This window comes from Uniformispora flossi (assembly GCF_049534875.1).
GTDB classification, from domain to species: domain Bacteria; phylum Actinomycetota; class Actinomycetes; order Streptomycetales; family Streptomycetaceae; genus Yinghuangia; species Yinghuangia aomiensis.
The window spans coordinates 6039-25159 of sequence record NZ_JBMULZ010000036.1; the positions used below are offsets into that span (position 1 = coordinate 6039).

Sequence of the window (19121 nt, forward strand, 5' to 3'; positions counted from 1 at the left end):
TCGCGTAATTGGGGTTGCCGGGGTGATTTGCTGGGGCACCCGTGGTCTCGCCCCGCCCCCGCTCGGCGCGGGCCGAGACCACCGATCCGGCCGCTTCGGCGGCCGCACGAGGACCGTCGAGGCGAAAGGCGCGTATGACCACCGCGGCACCACCGCTCACCTGAGGCTTCCGGCACGTGGCCGGCGGTTCCGGCGGGCGTGGGCGCCCGGTCCGGATCCGGCGCGCCCGGGGTTCCCGGCGGTCCGACCCCGAAGGGAGGGCGGACGCATGCGGGACACGTTGGTGCTGAATGCCACGTACCAGCCGCTGGCGACGGTGTCGTTCCGGCGCGCGCTGGTGCTGGTGCTGCAGGAGAAGGCCGTGGTCGAGGACGCCGATCCGGGCCGCGTGGTACGTGCCGCGGCGCTGGAGCTGCCGGTCCCGCGTGTGATCCGGTTGCTCCGGTACGTCCGGGTGCCGTTCCGACAACGGGTGGCGTGGTCGAAGCGCGGGGTGCTGCAGCGGGATGCGCGCAAGTGCGCGTACTGCGGCGGCCGGGCGACGACCGTGGACCACGTGCTGCCGAAGTCGCGCGGCGGGGCGGACTCGTGGCTCAACACGGTGGCGGCCTGCGCGGCCGACAATCAGCGCAAGGCGGACCGGACGCCGGACGAGGCGGGGATGCGGCTGCTGTTCGACCCGTACGAGCCGGCCGGGACGCGGGCCCTGGTGCTGGCGTTCGGCGTGACCGCCGAGCAGCAGGCGTGGTTCGGCGCCGCGGTCGCGGCCACCGCCTGACCGGGAAGTTCCGACGAACGCCTGCCGCCGTCCCCCTTGCGGGTGGACGGCGGCAGGCGTTTCGTCATCCGAAGGTCCGGCGCATCCAGTCGGACCAGGCGCGTTGGAAGTCGGCGAGGCTGCTGCCGGTGGCGGCGCGGACGGCTTCGTCCATGCTGCGCGAGGTGCCGCGGTAGACGTCGGTGATGAACGCGCAGGCCTTGTCGGGGCCGTAGGTGTCGGCGAGGAAGCGGATCGCGAGGTGGCCGAGGACGTAGGCGTTGTCGATGACTTCTTCGTCGTCCGCGTCGAAGTCGGCGTCGGTGGGGAGCGATCCGGTGAACTTGCCGTCGCGGATGAGCTGCCGGGCGGCGCGCGCGTCGTAGGTGTCGGTGATGGTGTGGTCGGACTGGGCGAGCCAGTCGGCGAAGCCTTCTGCGGCCCACAGCGGTATGCGGTCGTAGGCGGCTTGGGTGAGCGGGTCGAGCAGGGCGTGCACGAGTTCGTGGCGCAGGATGACCCGGGCGAAGTCGGGTTCGCTGTCCATTTCGTCGAGGTCGATGACGACGCGGCTGCCGCCGATCACGTCGGCGTCGCCGTCGGAGGCCAGCGGGAGGGCGAAGCCGGCGGCCCAGTCGCCGGCCGATTCGCCGCTGTAGATGCGGTCGAAGTCGGCGCGTTCGCGGGTGAGGGCGACGACGAACCCGGGCGAGGTGCCGGGCATGCCGGTCCACCGGGCGAGGTCGTAGAGCGCCGCGTCTTCGGCTTCGTCGGCGCGGGACGCCAGGTCGGCGGCGAGGTCGGCGGGGCCGACGACGAGGACGTGCGGGCGGCGTTCGACGGCGAGTTCCCAGAGGTCCCAGGGCGCGGGGTAGCCGGACGGGCCGGTGAGGTTGCTGTCGGGGGCGCCGTTGACGGCGGTGACGGTGCACGGGTCCGCGTCGGAGGTGCAGCGGACGGTCCACAGGTAGTGCTCGGCGACGGGGCGGACGTCGGCGTTGTTGATTTGGTGGACGAACGCCACGTCGACGTTGGCGACGACCGGCCATCCGCCGTTGCCGGCGCCTTGGGTGCGCGCGTCGGCGACCCGGCCTGCGGTCCAATCGGCTTTGTCGAGGGGCAGTTTGCGCAAGTTGTCGAACAGGCGGCTCTGCGTGTCGCCGAGTTCCTTGGCGTTCTTGTCGAGGCCGCCGGTGAACGCCGCGACGTCGTTGGCGCGCAGGGCGGGTCCGCGGGCGGCGGCCAGGGCCTGGGTGCGCGCGAGCACGGCCGACTTGACGGCGGGCGAGGCGGTGGAGCCGTTGAGCGTCGGGGGTTTGCCGGTGTCGGGGCTGGTGCTCGGCTTCGCCGGGTTTTTGGGCCCCGGCTCGTGGCCGGGCGGAGTCGCGGGCGCGGTGGGCGCGGTCCCGACGTCGGCGATCGCCCCGGCTTCGCCCGACTGCAAGGGCCGGACGAAGGCGACGAGCAGCAGCACGGCCGCCAGGCAGGCGACGAGCGAGGAGACGACGATCGCGGGGGTCTGCCGATCACGACGCGGGTCGACGACCGCGTGCGGCCACAGGCCGAAGGTGTCGTTCGGCCGCCGGTACGGCACCGGCCCGGACACCCGCGGCCCGGGCACCCACGGGTAAGCCCCGGGCACCGGCCCCGGCGGGCTGCCAGGGGCATACGGGTAGGTCGGTGCGCCGGCCCGAGGGCCGGGGATCCCGACGACTTCGTGCGCGGCGGGCCAGGCATCGGCGGGGGTCCGGGGACGGCTGTCGGCGGGGGCGCCGTCGCCGCGGGGGGCGGAAGCGGCGCCGACGAGTCCGGGCGCGGTGGAGGCGGCGGCGGGCGCAACGCGGGCGGCCTCGGCCGCGGTCGGCTCGGGTACGCGCGGCGAGGGAGTCGGCGCGGACCGCCCGCTCGCCGACCCGACCGCCCCGGCTTCCGCGCCGCTCTCCGCAGCCTGCCGGGACATCACGTCGCGGCCGGCCGGGGGTGTTGCGGCGGCAGGCCGCCGGTCGCTTTCGTCGCTTGCGGTCGCGGCCGGATCGGGCGCGCCGTCCGACGCCGCCGGTTCCGGTCCGGCGTCCCCGGCGGGGTCCGTCGATCTCCCGCGGTCCTCCGGTACCCCGCCCCCCGTCACGACCTCTCCCCCGTCCACACGTCCCTGGTCCAGCGCCGCTCGGTGTGCGGGCATGGCGTCCGCGGCGCTGTCGTCCATGCCTGTGCCCCTGTGCTCGCCGATCTGCTCCACCCCCGTGGGGTGCAGGTGAGGATATCCGGCGGCTTCGGCCGCAGGGAACGGCGCCGTCTCCACCGTGCCTGTCCGGTGCGGAGACGCGGCAACTGTCGCGCCGGTTCATTCCGCACGCGTTCTCGGGCCTCCGCGGCAGGCGGTCCGCGCCCGCCCGGCTTGGGCCGTCGAGCCCCTCAGCCGGCCTTCGCCTTCACGTACTGCGTCCACTTGGCTTCGAACTGCCCGTGGTCCAGCCCGGTCGCCGTCCGCAACGCCGCATCGACGGACGACGGGTCGCGGTACACCGCGACGACGAACGCGTAGGCCTTGGCGGCGCCGTATTTCTCGGCGATGTAGCGGATCGCGAGCATCGCGAAGTGGTACCCGGCAGAGCTGGTCCGGGGATCGTCGGCGTAGATCTGCGCGTCGGTCGGGAGCCTTCCGTCGAAGGTCCCGGAGCGGACCTGGTCGCGCGCCGCCGGCACATACCAGCGCTCCAGCGAACGGTCGCTCCACTCCAGGTAGCCCGCGAATCCCTCGGCCACCCACAGCGGCGGCCCGTTGCCCGCCACGCGCTTCTGGAACGGCGCGACCATCGCATGTCCCATTTCGTGCCGGAAGATCGCGATGGTGTCCTCGGCCTTGCCGGTCGTGATGTCCTGCGCCGTGGAGTCGACGTAGATCCTGCTGCCGGCGAAGTCCGGTGTGGCGGGCCCGCGTCCGGCCGGGTCGGCGGGCAGGGAGACGCAGACGCCGATGGCGTTCGTGGTGACCGTATCGCCGCCGCGGACGCGTTCGAAGGCGGCGTGGTCGGGGGTCAGGAAGACCACGAACCGGCCCGGGGTCGGCTCCGGGCTCTGCCAGCTCGCGAGGTTGCGGGTGGCGGCGGCTTCCGCGCGCGTCGCCCACAGCGCGGCCTTGGCTTCGTGCTGTTTCGCGGCGAGGAGCAGGACGTGGGGTTTGTCCACGAGGACGAGTTCGGCCGCGTCCCACGGTGCCGGGTAGGTGGTGTTGCGGTGTGCCGCGTCGGGTGCACCGCCGTCGACGGCGGTGATGGCGAGCGGTTCGCCGGGGCCGGGGCGGGTGACGGTCCAGCGGTAGGTCTCGCCGATCGGGGCGACGTCGACGCCGGTGATCTGGTGGCTGAAGACGACGGTCACCGTGCTGGTGCGGCGGCGTCCGGCCGAGTCGGCAGGCACGGGCTGCGCGTCCTGGTAGCGGTATTCGGCGCGGCTGAACGGGATCTTGAGCAGGTTCGCGAAGAGCCGGCCGCGTTCCGCACGCAGGTCTTGGCGGTCGGCGGCGTAGGGGGCGAGGAACGCGGCCGCGTCGCGGCGGGCGAGGGCGTCGTTCTGGCCGGCGATCAGGCCGGTGAGTTCGTCCCGGGTGAGGTCGCCGGTGCCGCCCGGGAGCGGGGTTGCGCCGGTGCGGATGTCGGCGGCGCCGCCGCGGCCTTGGGCGGCGTGGTCGACGACGGCGCGGGCCGAGTCGGGGCGTAACGCGCGGTCGCCTAACGGCGTGGCATAGCCGAGGAGGACGGCAAGGCCGACGAGCAGGCCGGCGGCTGCTGCGAGTACGGCGCGCGGGGGCCTCCGGGGCCCCGTCAGACGTGGCTCTTGACCCACTTCGCCCACCGGGATTCGAAGGTGGCCAGGTCCAGCCCGGTGGTCTCCTGCAGGGCCTTGTCCGGGTCGCGCGGGTTGCGGTAGGCGGCGACGACGAACGCGAAGGCTTTCTCGGCGCCGTACTTGTCGACGAGGTAGCGGATCGCGGTCATGCTCAGGTGGTAGCCGATGCCGTTGGCTTCGGCGTCCTCGCCGTACAGCTCGCTGTCGCCGGGGAGTTTCCCGGTGAACCCGTCGCTCGCCACGAAGTCGCGTGCGGCGGGCACGTAGTACTGGCCGAACCGGTCGACCCATTCGAGGTATTCGGCGAAGCCTTCGACGATCCACAGCGGGACGTCGGGTTGTCCGGGGTCGGAGGCCATGAAACCCGCAACGAGCGCGTGGCCCATTTCGTGGCGCAGGACGCCGGTTTGCTCTTCGGTGTTCTTGATGCCTTTGGAGCGGGTGTCCCAGGTGATGCGGCTGCCGACGATGACACGGCCGCGGGTGTCGGAACTGTCGGCGGCCATGGGCGCGCAGAACGCGACGGTGCCCTTGGGCATGGTGCCGCCGTACGCCTTGGCGAACAGCTCGGGGTCGGGGCTGGCGAACACGAGGAAGCGCGCCGGGACTCCGCTGGGGCCTTTCCACAGGTCGAGGTCGCGCTTGGCGGCGTTCTCGGCGTGGTCGGCCCAGCCGGCGATCTTGTTGGCGTCGGCGGAGCCGGCCAGCATGACGACGTGCGGGCGTTCCGCCTTGACGAGTGGGGCCAGGTCCCAGGCGAGCGGGTAGGAGCCGCTGCGGCCGGGGGTTCCGCGGACGCCGGTGATGCGCAGCGGGGCGCCCATGGCGGGGCGTTCGACGGTCCAGATGTACTGCTCGGCGACGGGTTGGGCGTCGACGCCGGTGACTTGGTGGACGAAGGCGACGACGACGTCGGCGGTGAGCCGACCGGTGTCCTTGCCGGACAGCGAGCCGGTGTAGAGGCGTTCCCAGCGGTACTGCGCCTGCGTGAAGGGGACGAGCCTGAGGTTGGCGAACAGGCGGCGGCGTTCCGCGATCAGGTCGGTCGCGGCCGGGTCGTAGGGCGCGAGGAACCCGTCGACGTCGCCGCGCTTCAGGGCGTCGGTCTGGGTGCCGGCGAGGGCCCGCAGTTCGTCGGTGGTGATCTCGGTGCGGGTCGGGGCGGACGTGGCGGAGGGCGCGGCCGACGTGCCGGGCCCGGCGTTTGCCGCGGTTCCCGGTGTGGCAAGGAGGTCGGACGCCCCGGCATTGGCGAACAGCGCGGAGCCGGTGACGACGAGGACCAGCGCCGTGCCGATCGCCATGACGGGTATGAGCGCGGGGTGCGGGCCGCGGCGCGGCGCGGGCGGTTGCGGCGGGACGGCCGGGGAAAGCGCTTCCGCGGGTGCGGAATCGGACGGTGCGGCGGTGTCGGCGGCTGCGTCGGCACGGCCGGCTTCGGCTCCGTCGGGCGAGCCCTCGGCCGCGTGTTCCGGCGAGCCCTCGGCCGTGTCTTCCGGTGCCCCCGTGTCGGACTCGTCGGCCACTGCCGCGTCCCTCCCCCCTCGTGCCGCCGCCGCTCCGCGCGGTCGGGCTGCGGGACGAGCTGCGTGATCATCGCGTGACCGCGTGCGCGGAGAGTACCCGGCGCGGGTGACGCCGCGTCAAGCGGGTGGCCGCGGGCTGCCGCGGTGTGTCAGGGGCGGTGGGAACGGGCCGGAGCGCGGCGGGTGTTGCCGGGGTGAGGGGCGGTCAGCAGTCGGTTTCCGCCCAGTCGGGCCGGTGCGCGGCGAGGAGGCGTTCGGACGCGTCGCGCAGGACGTCGCGCTGGTCTTCGTCGAGGACCGCGAAGAACCCGTCTTCGGCGGCGCCGAGGAGGGTGCGGCTCTGCTCGACGGCGGCGCGGCCGGCGTCGGTGACGTGGACCAGGTGGCGGCGGCGGTCTTCCGGATTGCGGCGGCGTTCGGCGAAGCCGCGCGCTTCGAGGTCGTCGATGAGTCCGACGAGGACGTTGGGGTCGATGCCGAGCATCCGGCTGACGTCCTGCTGGGACAGCCCGTCGTAGGCCAGCAGGGTCTCCATGACGTGGATGTGCTTCGCCTTCACACCGAGCGGCGCGAGGGCGTCCTCGGCCAGGGTCAGCAGCATTTCGCCCAGCTTGACCAGCCGGTATCCGGTGCGGTTGCTCATCGGCGGGCGTCTTTGCATGGCGTCAACTCTACCGACCACCAACCATGGGTAGTGCATATGAATTCAGATCCCTATCGTATGCTCGACCTACGATATCCTCGACGGAAGGTCGGCGATGTTCCCTGCCCTGGCGCGGCTGACCGCCGCCCGACCACGGCTCGTCCTCATATCCGCTCTGCTGTTCCTCGCTCTCGCCGGCTTCGTGGGCCGCGGCGCGGGCGACCACCTCCTGGCCGGCGGCACCGAAGTCCCGAAGTCGTCGTCGGCCCGCGCGGCGGCGGCGCTCGACCGGGAGTTCCCCGGCAGCCGGCCCAACCTCGTCCTCCTGGTCACGCCCGCGCGCGGCGGCGTCGACTCCCCCGAAACCGTCGGCGCGGCCAAGGCGTTGACCGACCGCCTCACGGCGGAGGCCGGGGTCGTGGGCGTGCGCTCGTACTGGAGCACCGGCTCCGCGGCCCTGCGTACCGACGACGGGCGCAGTGGTCTGGTGCTCGCCCACCTCGAAGGCAGCGAGAACGCCGTCGCGGACACGCTCGACCGGATCGCTCCGCACTACCGCAGCACGCAAGGCGGTCTGGACGTGCGGATCGGCGGACTGGCGGCGGTGCAGCACGACATCCAGTCGACGATCCGCGACGACCTGGTCCGCGCCGAGATGATCGCCCTGCCCATCACGCTGCTGATCCTGGTGCTGGTGTTCGGCAGTGCGGTGGCCGCGCTGCTGCCGCTGGGCGTGGGGCTGTTCGCGATGTTCGGCACCAACGCGGTTCTGCGGGTCGTCGCCGGCGTCACCGACGTGTCGGTGTTCGCGCAGAACCTCACGACCGTGCTGGGCCTCGGACTCGCCGTCGACTACGGCCTGTTCATGGTCCGCCGGTACCGTGAGGAGCTGGCCCGCGGCCTCTCCCCCGCCGAGGCCGTCGCCACGACCCTGCGCACGGCGGGCCGCACGGTGCTGATCTCGGCGCTGACCCTGGCGGTGTCGTTGGCGGCCATGCTGGCCTTCCCGCAGTACTTCCTGCGGTCGTTCGCCTACGCGGGCATCCCCGTCGTCATGCTGGCCGCCGTCGGCGCGCTGGTGGTGCTGCCCGCGGCGCTGGTGCTGCTCGGGAGGCGGATCGACGCGGGCGACCTGCGCAAGCCGTTCCGCAGGCTGCGGCACTCGCGCATCGCGGGAACCGACGCCACCCAGAGCACCCAGAACACACAGGGTGCCGCGAGCGCCGCGAGCGCCGACGGCACCGGATGGCTGCGGGTCGCGCACACGGTGATGCGGCGCGCGCCGCTGGTCGCATTCGCCACGCTGGCCGGACTGGTGGTCCTCGGACTGCCCTTCCTGGGCGTGAAGTTCGGTACGGCCGATGACCGGCAGCTGCCGGTGACCGCGGAGTCGCGGCAGGTGCAGCAGGTGATCCGCGACCACATCGACGGCCGCCCGGCCGGGTCGATCGAGATCGTGCTCGGCGACACCTCCGCGGCGGAGCGGGCCGGGTACGCGGCCCGGTTGTCCGCGCTCGACGGCGTGGCGCGGGTCGTGGGTCCGGACGGCGTCTTCCGTGCCGGGCAGGCCGAGTCCCCGGCGGGGCCGGCCGAGGCCGGCCGGCTCGAGGGCGGCAGCGCGTACCTGTCCGTGGTGCCCGCCGGCGAGGAGCTGTCCCCCGCCGGGCAGGAGCTGGTGCGCGAGGTCCGGGCGACCCCGGCACCCGCTCGGGCGCTGGTCGGCGGCGCCGCCGCGGTGGTCGTCGACGGCAAGGACGCCATCGCGGACCGACTGTGGATCGCCGGGGCGGTCGTCGTGCTGGCCACGTTCGTCCTGGTGTTCCTGCTGACGGGCAGTGTGGTGATGCCGCTGCTGGCGGTGCTGTTCGCGGCGCTGAGCCTGACGGCGATGTTCGGCGCGGTCGTGTGGGTCGTCCAGGACGGCCACCTGTCCGGCCTGCTGGACTTCACGCCCACCGGGTCGATCGAGACCCAGCTGCCGGTGCTGATGTTCTGCGTCGCCTTCGGACTGTCCATGGACTACGGGGTGTTCCTGCTGTCCCGGGTCAAGGAGGAGTACGACGCCACCGGCGACCACCGCCACTCCGTGGCGATCGGGCTGGCCCGCACCGGCAGCATCATCACCGCGGCGGCCTGCGTGCTCGCCGTCGTGATGGCGGCGATCGGCGCGTCCCGGGTGACGAACACGATGATGTTCGGCGCCGGACTCGCGCTGGCGGTGCTGGTGGACGCCTTCGTGGTGCGCGGCCTGCTGGTCCCGGCGACACTCGCGCTCGTCGGTGAACGCTCGTGGTGGGCTCCGGCGTTCCTGCGCCGTGTGCACGCCAGGTTCGGCATCGACGAAGGCGGCGCACCGGCCCCGGCCGAGGCTCGACCTCAGACGGTCGCGGTGTCGAGCACCAGCCACGAGTCGGCGACCCGGTAGCCGGGCGCCTCGAACGACGCCACCGGATCGGCGGCGAGGCCTTCGACGCGGGTGGGCGCGTGCGGCTCCTCCAGCACCTGGGTGTACCGGTGGTGGAGGTGGCCGTGCGCGGCCAGCCGCGGCCGCAGCGCGTCGACGAGGCGCTGGATGCGGTCCTGGTTCGGATGGCAGACCGGCAGGTCCTTGCGGTTGACGCCCGGGGTGGTCGCGCGCGGCTTGTCGTGGGTGAGGAGGACGTCGACCGGGCCGGCGGTGTCGATCACGGCCTGCGCGTCGGCATCGGTGGCTTCCTCCTCGGGGAACCACAGCGTGCCCGCGTGGTCGGGCACGCTCTGGGACGGACGACCTGCCGCCAGCCGGTAGTTCTCCTTGCGGAGCGCCTTCTCGGTGCGGCGCCGCTCCGCCTCCAGCCGGTACTCGCGGTCGACGGAGCAGGCGCCGCCGAAGGCGAGGAAGCGGACGCCGTCCCAGGTCCAGACGTGGCCGCGCGGGGCGTACCGCACGCGGCCGCGCACGCTCAGGAAGCCCTCCATGTCGCGGTGCTCGCCGTACCGTTCGAGGATGAGGCCGGATTTGTCGTGGTTCCCGTCGAGGAAGTAGACGGTGATGCCCTGCGCCCGGGCCGCGCGGTGGACTTCGTCGAGGAACCGGACTCCGCCGGGCTCGTGCTCCCAGTAGCCGAAGTCGCCGAGCTGGAAGATCCGGTCGATGTGTTCCGCGGCGGCGGCGTCCAGCACCGTCCGCACGTGCGCGAGATTTCCGTGCACGTCCCCCGTCAGCAAAATCCGCATTGCGCAGCGTAACCCGCGGCCCGGGAACCGGATCGCGGGCTTCCCCGTCGGATCGGGCGTCGGTTGTCGGAACCGGGCGGGATCAGGGGGTTTGCGGTGGTCGGCGGAGCAGTCGTGCGGCGGGGGGCCGTGGTGGCGGTGCTGGTGATGCTCGTGCAGATGGCGGCGTTGATCCGCCCGGCATGGGCCTGCGGATGCGGGGCGATGGTGCCCGGCAACCAGACGTCCATGGCGGTCCGGGAGGAGACGTCGGCGGTGCGGTGGGACGGCCGGACCGAGGAGATCCTCATGCAGCTGACGGTGACGGGGAACGCCGCCAACGCCGCCTGGATCATGCCGGTTCCGGCACGAGCCGACTTGGCGCTCGGCGACAAGAAGGTGTTCTCCCGGCTCGAAGAGGTCGTCGCACCGGTCGACAAGACCCGCTACTACTTCTGGCCGCGCGACGGCGACTGGCCGTTCGGCGGCGACCACAAGAAGACGAACGGGGCGTCGTCCGCGGCGGCGCCGGGAGCCGCGGCACCGCCGGTGAGCGTGGTGGGCAGCGGTGAACTCGGCCCGTTCCAGTACGCGCAGCTCGCCGCGACCGACCCGGCCGCACTGGAATCCTGGCTGCACGCCAACGGCTTCACCATGCCCGCCGGTCTGGCGGACTCGCTGAAGCCGTACGTCGACCAGGGCTGGGAGTACGTCGCGGTCAAGCTCGCGCCGGCCGGCAGCGGCGGCAGCACCGGCGGCAGCACCGGCGGCGGGGCGGGACGGTCGGTGCCGGGCAGGGTCGCTCCCACGCTCGGCGGCGACCTCGACCCGCTGAAGCTCACGTTCGCGTCCGACAAGCTCGTCTACCCGATGCGGCTGTCGCAGCGCGCGAAGACCGCGCAATCACTGCGCCTGTACGTGCTCGCACCGCACCGGGTCGAACCCGTCGCCGGGATCGGCGGCGGCGGTTCGCTGGAGACCCTCTACGCGGGGAAGCCGGACACGGGGCGGGTCGGCTGGGACGGCGGGCAAGGCCCGGCGGTGTTCCTGACCGCCATGAACAACGAGCTGTCCCGGCCGTCGGCGATCACCGGCGACTACGAGTTCCGTGCCGCCCCCGCCGACGAGCGCTACCAGCGCGTCCGCTACCACGACGAGTTGCTGACCATCGGCGGCGTCCCCGCGTGGATCGCGACGGTCCTGGCGGTGCTGCTGGTGTTCGCCGCGGTGCTGATCGCCCTGCGGCGCCGGTCGAACCGGCGGCGGTGGGCGGCCTACCCGCCGCGGCCTGTGGCGCCGCCGCGGCCCGCCATGCCGCCGCTGTAGGACCCCCGGATCAGATGCCCGGCGGGACGAACCGCATTCCCGCCGGGGCGCCTTGCGTGATGAGCCGGTCGACGGCCGCGTTGTCCAGGTGGTCCGCGACCAAGTCTCCGAGCGCGTCGAGCCGGGCCTGGCGGGCCGCCTCGAACGAGGTGTCGGGCGACACCGTGAAACGGCGTCCGGCGACCGCCGCGACCTCGCCGAGGAACGCACGGCGGAACGCGTCGTTCTCCAGCGCCCCGTGCCACAGCGTGCCCCACACGGCACCGTCGCGGCAGCCGTCCAAGGGAACGCCGTCGGCGTCGGTGAACAGCGGTGCGCCACCTTCGACGGTGACGATGCCGTGGTGGATCTCGTACGCGGACACCGGCGCGCCGCCCGCGAACCCCGTGGGCCGGGCCAGCGTCTTGTCGGCGGCGAAGGCGACCCGCACGGGCAGCAGCCCGAGCCCGGCGACGCGGCCGAGCCGGGACTCGTGCTCGTCGTCGATCTCCCGGCCGAGCATCTGGTAGCCGCCGCAGATCCCGAGCGTCGGGCGGCCTTCCGCGGCCCGACGGGCGAGCGCCGTGTCCAGGCCGCGCTCGCGCAGCCACGCCAGGTCCTCCACGGTCGCGCGGGTACCGGGCACGACCACCAGGTCGGCATCGGCGAGTTCGGCCGGGGTCGAGGCGAACCGGACGACCACGCCGGGCTCCACGGACAGCGCGTCGATATCGGTGAAGTTGCTGATCCGCGGCAGCCGCACGACCGCGACGCGCACGATGTCCTCACCGAGCGGCGGCGCCGCGACGCCCCGGTCGGCCTCCAACGCCAACGAGTCCTCGACGTCGAGCCACAGCCCGGTCAGATACGGCAGCACGCCGAGCACCGGCCTCCCGGTCAACGCGCTGATCCGGTCCAGCCCCGGCGCCAGCAGCTTGGTGTCGCCGCGGAACTTGTTGACCACGAACCCGCAGATCAGCGCCTGGTCCTCGGGCGACAGCAGGGCCAGCGTGCCGAACAGGTGGGCGAACACGCCGCCGCGGTCGATGTCGCCGACCACCAGCACCGGCAGGTTCGCGGCGCGCGCGAGGCCCATGTTGGTGATGTCACGGTCGCGCAGGTTGATCTCGGTCGGGCTGCCCGCGCCTTCGCACACCACGACGTCGAACCGGGCCCGCAGGTCGGCGAGCGAGTCGAGCACGGCGTCGAACAGCCGCGGCTTGAGGTCGCGGTAGTCCAGCGCGGACACCTCCGCGACGGGACGACCGAGCAGCACGACCTGGCTGCTCATCCGGGCACCCGGCTTGAGCAGCACCGGGTTCATCGCGGCTTCCGGCGCGATCCCCGCGGCGGCCGCCTGCATCGCCTGGGCGCGGCCGATCTCGGCGCCGTCCGCGGTGACCATCGAGTTGAGCGACATGTTCTGTGCCTTGAACGGCGCCACCTTGACGCCTTCCCGGGCGAGCCGGCGGCAGAGTCCGGCGACGAGCACGCTCTTGCCGGCGTCGGAGGTGGTGCCGGCGACGAGCAGAGCGCCGTTCATGGGAGGTCCTTTCGGGGTGACCGAGTCTTAACCTGGCGGTCTGGCGGTCTGGCGGTCTGGCGGTCTGGGCTGGCGGCCTAGCGGTGCCGGTGTCGTGCCGCGAGCACGCCGAAGGCGAGGGCGGCGGACGCCAGCCCGACGGCCGCGGACAGCCGGTTCGCGCGGGGGATGTCGCGGCCCTCCGCGGGGCGGCCGTCGCCGAGCACCGGACGGTCCTCGGTGCGGCCCGCGTACACGTTCCGCCCGCCGAGCCGCACGCCGAGCGCGCCCGCGGCGGACGCCTCGCAGCGGCCGGAATTCGGACTCGGGTGCGCACTGCCGTCGCGCCGCAGCACCCGCCACGCCGCGGCGGGCGACCCGCCGACGACCGGCGCCGCGGCCACCGTGAGCAGGCCGGTCAGCCGCGCCGGGACGAGGTTGGCCGCGTCGTCGAGCCGCGCCGACGCCCACCCGAAGTGCAGGTGGCGCGGGGTGCGGTGGCCGACCATCGCGTCGAGGGTGTTGACCGCACGGTAGCCGAGCAGCCCGGGCAGGCCCGCGACCGCGCCCCAGAACAGCGGCGCGACGACGGCGTCGGAGGTGTTCTCGGCGACCGACTCGACCACCGCGCGGGCGATCCCGGACGCGTCCAGCCCGGCCGGGTCGCGGCCCACGAGGTACGGCAGCCGGGCGCGGGCGGCCTCCAGCTCGCCGGCTTCGAGCGGCGCGCCGATCGCCCGGGCCTCGCGCCGCAGTGTGGTGCCGCCGAGGACGGCCCACGTGGCGGCCGCGGTGACGGCCACCCGCGCCGCGGGGTGACGGCGTGTCAGGCGGTCCGCGGCGACGCCGAGTCCGCAGGTCGCGCCGACGGCGAGCGCGCTGTAGAGGGCGCCGCGGGCGCGCGAGTCGGCGTACATGCGGCGTTCCAGCGCGGACGCCGCGGTGCCGAACGCGGCGACCGGGTGCCCCCGGCGCGGATCTCCGACGAGCACGTCGGCGGCGACACCGAGCGCCAAACCGAGGGCGGGTATCCGCACCGGGGATCCTCCAGGCAGCACAAACGGAACAAGGGGAACAAGCCGAACAGCCGCCCCGGAGGGGGCCGACCGACCGCCGATCTTCCCACCCCGCCGTGTGGAGGCCACACGTGCGTCCACTGGACACCGCGGCGCCACAGACGGCAGGCGAGACGATGACCGCACGTCTCCGCGGTGCGGCCCGCCGCGCGGCTTGGCATGCGGGGGGGTGGCGCAGCCGAGCGTTGCGGCGAAACGTGGGGCAGCGCAGGCGCGGGAGGCAGGAGACAGCAGGATGCGGGGGGCGCGGGGGGCGGGCACGACGGGTGGAGACAGCCGGCGTGGGAGCCGCCCGGCAAGGCAGCCGCGACGCGACCCGCATGCGACCCCCGCACCACACCCCGCCCCTGCGCTCGCACCCGCAGCCGAGGGCCGACAGCGCGGGATGGGCCGGACACAGCAGCGGGGCAAGCGCGGCGCGACCTCCGTGCTCTCTTCCCCTCCGCATTCGCGCCGCGGCCGAGGCTGCACGCCCCTCGTCGGCGCCGCGTATGTTCCGCTCATCAAAGCCCGCACGACACCCCGCATCTGCTTCGCCCCTGCGCTCGCGCGGAGGTGAGCCGGAAACGGCAGCGGGGCAAGCGCGGCGCGACCTCCGTGCTCTCCTCCCCTCCGCATTCGCGCCGCGGCCGAAGCTGCACGCCCCTCGTCGGCACCCCCGCGTTCCGCTCATCGAAGCCGCAGCATCGCGATCGTCCCCACCGCCACGATCGCGCCCGGGTGCTCAGCTCGTCAGCAACCGCACCACTGCGATCGTCCCCACCACCACGATCACCCCCCGGAGTACGTTCAGTGGGAGGCGGCGGCCGACCTTGGCGCCGAGTTGGCCGCCGATGATCGAGCCGACGGCGATGAGGGCGACGACCTCCCACGCGACGTCGGCGAGGATCATGAACAGGATCGCGGAGACGCCGTTCACCAGCATCGCGAGCACGTTCTTGACCGCGTTGATGCGCTGCATGTCCTCGTTGAGGAACACCCCCATCAGCCCCAGCAGCAGCACGCCTTGCGCGGCGCCGAAGTAGCCGCCGTACACGCCGGTGCCGAAGATCGCGGCGAACAGGATCGGCCCGCCGTGCGCGGGTACCTGGTCGGTGCCGCGGCGTTCCTTGATGCGCCGGGCGAGCGCGGGCTGGGCGACGACCAGGACGAGCGCGGCGATGATGAGGACCGGGACGATGGCCTTGAAGGCGTCGGCTGGGAGGACCAGCAGGAGTATCGCGCCGGTGATGCCGCCCAGGACGGACGCGATGCCGAGTTTGATCAGCCGTTCACGCTGGCCGGACAGTTCCCGTCGGTATCCGATCGCTCCGCTGAGGGATCCGGGCACGAGTCCGATCGTGTTCGAGACGTTCGCGGTCACCGGCGGGTATCCGATCGCCAGCAGGACGGGGAACGTGATCAGCGTTCCCGATCCGACGATCGTGTTGATGCCGCCGGCCGCGATGCCCGCGCCGAAGACCGCGAGCTGTTCCAGCCAGGTCATGTGGGTTGTTCCTTCGCCGTCCCGTCGGATGCGAGATCCGTACAAGCGTGCCCCCGCGGGGGAACCCTAACGGCTGGATGTGAACGCCCGGCCGCTCCCCGCATGCCCGGGACGGAACGCGAAGACCCGGGGCCGCCGCGTGCTCGACGCGGCGCCCCCGGGTCCCGGAATCCGTGCGGACTCCCCCGGGCTCAGCCGAGGGGGCCGTTGTCCCGCGGCTGCCGGCGGCCGGCCGTGGCCGGGCGCTCGACGTCGGGCCGCCGGACCGCGCCGGGCGGCGGGGCCGGACGGCGGCCGACCTCGGGTCCCGGCAGGCCGGACACGTCGGGGTCGTCCTGAGGGTCGGCGTGCGCCGGGACGGTGCCTTGCGGCGCGGACTGCGCGGGAATGCCCGGCGCCGCCTGGGGCACGGTCGCCGAGATGTCGGACGGCACCTCCGCCGGGTCCTTGGCCCCGCCCGGGAACGCCGCGGGCTCCGGCGGCGGCCCCGCCTGCGGCGTGACCTGCGGCGCCGGACCGGCCTGGCCGGCACCCGGGGGCAGCAGCTGCGGCGGCACGCCCGCACCGGCACCGCCGAGCGGCGCGCCGGTGAGGTTGCCGAAGACCCCGCCGATGCCTTCGAGAGCACGGCCGATCTCGCTCGGCACGATCCACAGCTTGTTCGCGTCGCCCTTGGCCAACTCCGGCAGCATCTGCAGGTACTGATACGCGATCAGCTTCTGGTCCGCGTCGCCGTCGTGGATCGCCCGGAACACCGTCTCGATCGCCTTGGCCTCACCTTCAGCCCGCAGCGCGGCCGCGGTGCGCTCGCCTTCGGCGCGCAGCACGGCGGCTTCCTTCTCGCCTTCCGCGATGAGGACCTGCGAGCGCTGCGTGCCTTCCGCGGTGAGGATGGCTGCGCGGCGGTCCCGCTCGGCGCGCATCTGCTTCTCCATCGACTCCTGGATGGAGGGCGGCGGTTCGATCGCCTTCAGCTCGACGCGGTTGACGCGGATGCCCCAGCGCCCGGTGGCCTCGTCCAGCACGTTGCGCAGGCCGTCGTTGACCTCTTCGCGCGACGTGAGGGTCTGCTCCAGGTCCATGCCGCCGATGATGTTGCGCAGCGTGGTGATGGTGAGCTGTTCGATCGCCTGGATGTAGTTGGCGATTTCGTACGTGGCCGCGCGCGGGTCGGTGACCTGGAAGTAGATGACGGTGTCGATCTGGACGACCAGGTTGTCCTCGGTGATCACCGGCTGCGGCGGGAACGGCACGACCTGCTCACGCAGGTCGATCATCTGCCGCACACGGTCGATGAACGGCACGAGGATGTTCAGGCCCGCGTGCAGCGTTCTCGTGTACCGCCCGAAGCGTTCGACGATCGCCGCGCTCGCCTGCGGGATGACCTTCACCGTCCGGACGAGGGCGACGATCACGAGCAGCACGAGCACGATCACGACGATGACGACGGTCACGGCGCCCCTCCCCGAATCCGTTGGGTTACTGAGTCGACTTTACGGGGTGCGGGGACCCGGGTGTGCGCCAACACGAGAACAGCCTTCCGCCGCGGGCCGGTTCAGATGACCACCGCCGTCGCGCCGTCGATGTCCGCGACATCGACTTTCTCGCCCGGCTCGAACACCCGTGTCGTGTCCATGGATCGGGCCGTCCACACCTCGCCGGCGAGTTTGATCCGGCCGCCGTACTCGTCGACGCGTTCCAGCACGACGGCGCTGCGGCCCTTGAGCGCCTGCACGCCGTCGCGCATGACCGGCCCGCGGTTCAACTGCCGCAGGGCGATGGGCCGCACGAAGATCAGGAAGGACGCGGAGACCACCGCGAACACGATGCACTGCACGACGAGGCCGGCGCCCATGCCGGCCGCGATCGACGCGGCGAGCGCGCCGACCATGAACATGCCGAATTCGACGATGGAGGACACGACACCGACGATGCCGAGACCGCCCAGCACGATGAGCCACCACATCCATGCGTCCACACCGCCATGGTAGGCGGCCGGGGGCGGCCGGAGCAGGGGCGAAAACCGGCCAAGATCCGGGCTGTTCGGCGGGAAACCGGCGGATCCGACGGTGCGTCAGTCCGCCGCGGACGGCTCCAGGGCGGCGCCGAAGGCCGCCACCAGCGCGCGGCGGCACGCGCGTTCGAGCGGGGCGAACGAGTCCGCCCGCGCCGCCATTTCGAAGGCGTTGACGGCCGCGCCGTGGTCGCCGGACGCGAGCGCGAGTATCGACGCGACCCGGCGGGCCTGTTCGACCACCCGCACCGCGCGCGCCGGATAGCCGGGGGCCAGCGGCGATTCCTCGTCGTCCCGGCCGCCGCGCAGCACCGCCGCCACCGTGTTCGCGCGGGCGCCGGTGCCCGCGACGTCGAGGCGCATCAGCGCCTGCGTCGCGTCGCGCAGCGCCCCGGCCAGCTCACGGTCGGCCTCGGCCAGGAACGGGCCCGCGGGCGGCCGGTCGGCGGCCTCGTACACCCGCCACACCACGCGGGTCGCCTGGTCGCCCTCCGGCCCGTAGACGAGCCCCTCGGGCACCAGCCCCCACTGGTGGCCGTGCGGCCCCACGGTCACCGCCGCTTCCCCGGCGTCCAGGGCGGCGTCGTTGAACGCGGGCGGGCCCGGCAGGCCCAGCGGGTCGCCGGGGACCGGAAGGGACAGCCGCAGACCGGTCACCCCGAGGGCGCGCAGCCGCCCGAGGGCCAGGCTCAGCCCGACCTCGCCGGACTCTCCGGGCAGGCCCGCCACTCGGTGGGGCTCGTCTCCGTGGGTGATCCGGGCCACCGCTTCGTCGGGGCCGACACGTCCGGAGAGCAGAGCGTTACCCCAGGCGACGAGTGCGCCGGAGCGCGGGACATCAAGCATGCGGTTGAGACTAAGGGGTCCAGGTGCCGTAGGTTTTCTCCACGAGTGGGTGAGTCGACCGCGCACCGCATGGGCAACGCGATGGGGAGCTGGCACGGGCATGAGTGACGTACTGGAGCTGGTGGACGTATCGGTGGTCCGCGGTGGCCGCCACCTGGTCGAGCAGGTGACCTGGGCGGTCGCCGAAGGCGAACGCTGGGTGGTCGTCGGTCCCAACGGAGCGGGCAAGACCACCCTGCTGCAGATCGCCTCCACGTACCTGTTCCCGACCTCGGGCACCGCCGCGGTGCTGGGCGAGAAGCTCGGCGGCGTCGACGTGTTCGAGCTGCGGCCCCGGGTCGGCATGGCGTCGGCGGCGCTCGCCGACCGGCTGCCGCGTCGCGAGAAGGTCGTCGACATCGTGCTGACCGCCGCGTACGGCATGACCGCGACGTGGCGCGAGCAGTACGACGAGTCCGACGAGGACCGTGCGCTTTTCCTCCTCGACCAGCTCGGCATGGCGTCCTACGCGGAGCGCCGCTTCGGCACGCTGTCCGAAGGCGAGCGCAAGCGCGTGCAGATCGCCCGCTCGCTCATGACCGACCCGGAGCTCCTGCTGCTCGACGAGCCCGCCGCCGGCCTCGACCTCGGCGGCCGGGAGGACCTGGTGCGCCGTCTCGGACGCCTGGCGTCCGACCCGCTCGCCCCGGCAATGGTGATGGTCAGCCACCACGTCGAGGAGATCCCGGTCGGCTTCACCCACGTGCTGATGCTGCGCCAGGGCCAGGTTCTCGCGGCCGGGCCGATCGCGGACACGCTGACCTCGCGCAACCTGTCGCTGTGCTTCGGGCTGCCGCTGCTGGTCCAGTACAAGGACGAGCGCTGGACGGCCCGGGGCCTGCCGCTGCAGCAGGGCTGAGCGG

At 73.3% G+C, this 19121-nt stretch carries 14 protein-coding genes and 1 pseudogene; 4 read left to right on the forward strand and 11 right to left on the reverse strand.

Annotated features, from left to right (window positions below; translation table 11 throughout):
- The first annotated feature begins 268 nt into the window (after positions 1 to 268).
- Complete coding sequence (locus ACPA54_RS38370) at positions 269 to 778, forward strand: HNH endonuclease (RefSeq protein WP_423537101.1); 510 nt, start codon at positions 269 to 271, stop codon at positions 776 to 778.
- Between the two features lie 64 nt (positions 779 to 842).
- Here ACPA54_RS38370 and ACPA54_RS38375 read toward each other — a convergent pair whose 3' ends face one another.
- The 4 genes from ACPA54_RS38375 to ACPA54_RS38390 all read right to left on the reverse strand — a co-directional run bounded on the left by ACPA54_RS38375 (position 843) and on the right by ACPA54_RS38390 (position 6793).
- The gene (locus ACPA54_RS38375) at positions 843 to 2963 is read right to left on the reverse strand and encodes a peptidase MA family metallohydrolase (RefSeq protein ID WP_423537103.1); all 2121 of its coding nucleotides are present in this window, start codon (positions 2961 to 2963) and stop codon (positions 843 to 845) included.
- A 209-nt stretch (positions 2964 to 3172) separates the two neighbouring features.
- A complete protein-coding gene (locus ACPA54_RS38380; RefSeq protein ID WP_423537104.1) occupies positions 3173 to 4603 on the reverse strand; it encodes a hypothetical protein in 1431 nt (476 codons plus the stop codon).
- Positions 4582 to 6132, reverse strand: a complete 1551-nt coding sequence (locus tag ACPA54_RS38385) for a peptidase MA family metallohydrolase (protein WP_423537106.1) — start codon at positions 6130 to 6132, stop codon at positions 4582 to 4584. The genes ACPA54_RS38380 and ACPA54_RS38385 overlap by 22 nt, the downstream gene beginning before the upstream one ends.
- A 205-nt stretch (positions 6133 to 6337) precedes the next feature.
- Complete coding sequence (locus ACPA54_RS38390; RefSeq protein ID WP_423537107.1) at positions 6338 to 6793, reverse strand: MarR family winged helix-turn-helix transcriptional regulator; 456 nt, start codon at positions 6791 to 6793, stop codon at positions 6338 to 6340.
- A 97-nt stretch (positions 6794 to 6890) separates the two neighbouring features.
- Between ACPA54_RS38390 and ACPA54_RS38395 the strand changes: the two genes are divergently transcribed.
- Positions 6891 to 9200: an MMPL family transporter gene (locus ACPA54_RS38395; protein ID WP_423537109.1), complete on the forward strand. Its 2310-nt coding sequence runs from the start codon at positions 6891 to 6893 to the stop codon at positions 9198 to 9200.
- Here the strand turns inward: ACPA54_RS38395 and ACPA54_RS38400 are convergent.
- Positions 9152 to 9991, reverse strand: coding sequence for a metallophosphoesterase family protein (locus ACPA54_RS38400; RefSeq protein ID WP_423537111.1), 840 nt, complete (start codon positions 9989 to 9991; stop codon positions 9152 to 9154). The two genes, ACPA54_RS38395 and ACPA54_RS38400, sit on opposite strands and share 49 nt — an antisense overlap.
- A gap of 114 nt (positions 9992 to 10105) precedes the next feature.
- Here ACPA54_RS38400 and ACPA54_RS38405 point away from each other — a divergent pair, with 114 nt between their 5' ends.
- Entirely contained in the window at positions 10106 to 11296 is a 1191-nt protein-coding gene (locus ACPA54_RS38405) for a DUF2330 domain-containing protein (protein WP_423537113.1), read from the forward strand.
- 10 nt (positions 11297 to 11306) lie between these two features.
- On the opposite strand, the gene ACPA54_RS38410 is transcribed toward ACPA54_RS38405, so the two are convergent.
- The 6 genes and pseudogenes from ACPA54_RS38410 to ACPA54_RS38435 form a co-directional block, all read right to left on the reverse strand.
- Positions 11307 to 12818: a cobyric acid synthase gene (locus ACPA54_RS38410; protein ID WP_423537115.1), complete on the reverse strand. Its 1512-nt coding sequence runs from the start codon at positions 12816 to 12818 to the stop codon at positions 11307 to 11309.
- A 77-nt stretch (positions 12819 to 12895) separates the two neighbouring features.
- Positions 12896 to 13834, reverse strand: coding sequence for a cobalamin biosynthesis protein (locus ACPA54_RS38415; protein WP_423537117.1), 939 nt, complete (start codon positions 13832 to 13834; stop codon positions 12896 to 12898).
- 763 nt (positions 13835 to 14597) lie between these two features.
- Complete coding sequence (locus tag ACPA54_RS38420; protein WP_423537119.1) at positions 14598 to 15359, reverse strand: sulfite exporter TauE/SafE family protein; 762 nt, start codon at positions 15357 to 15359, stop codon at positions 14598 to 14600.
- Between the two features lie 545 nt (positions 15360 to 15904).
- Positions 15905 to 16813: pseudogene (locus ACPA54_RS38425) on the reverse strand (SPFH domain-containing protein); the annotation flags it as partial.
- A gap of 101 nt (positions 16814 to 16914) precedes the next feature.
- Complete coding sequence (locus tag ACPA54_RS38430; protein ID WP_423537134.1) at positions 16915 to 17325, reverse strand: NfeD family protein; 411 nt, start codon at positions 17323 to 17325, stop codon at positions 16915 to 16917.
- Between the two features lie 108 nt (positions 17326 to 17433).
- On the reverse strand, positions 17434 to 18219 hold the full coding sequence (locus ACPA54_RS38435) for a hypothetical protein (RefSeq protein WP_423537121.1): 786 nt from the start codon (positions 18217 to 18219) through the stop codon (positions 17434 to 17436).
- 100 nt (positions 18220 to 18319) lie between these two features.
- On the opposite strand from ACPA54_RS38435, the gene ACPA54_RS38440 reads away from it, so the two are divergent.
- Positions 18320 to 19117 carry an ABC transporter ATP-binding protein gene (locus tag ACPA54_RS38440; RefSeq protein WP_423537123.1) on the forward strand — a complete coding sequence of 266 codons (798 nt, stop codon included), beginning with the start codon at positions 18320 to 18322 and terminating at the stop codon, positions 19115 to 19117.
- Positions 19118 to 19121 lie beyond the last annotated feature (4 nt).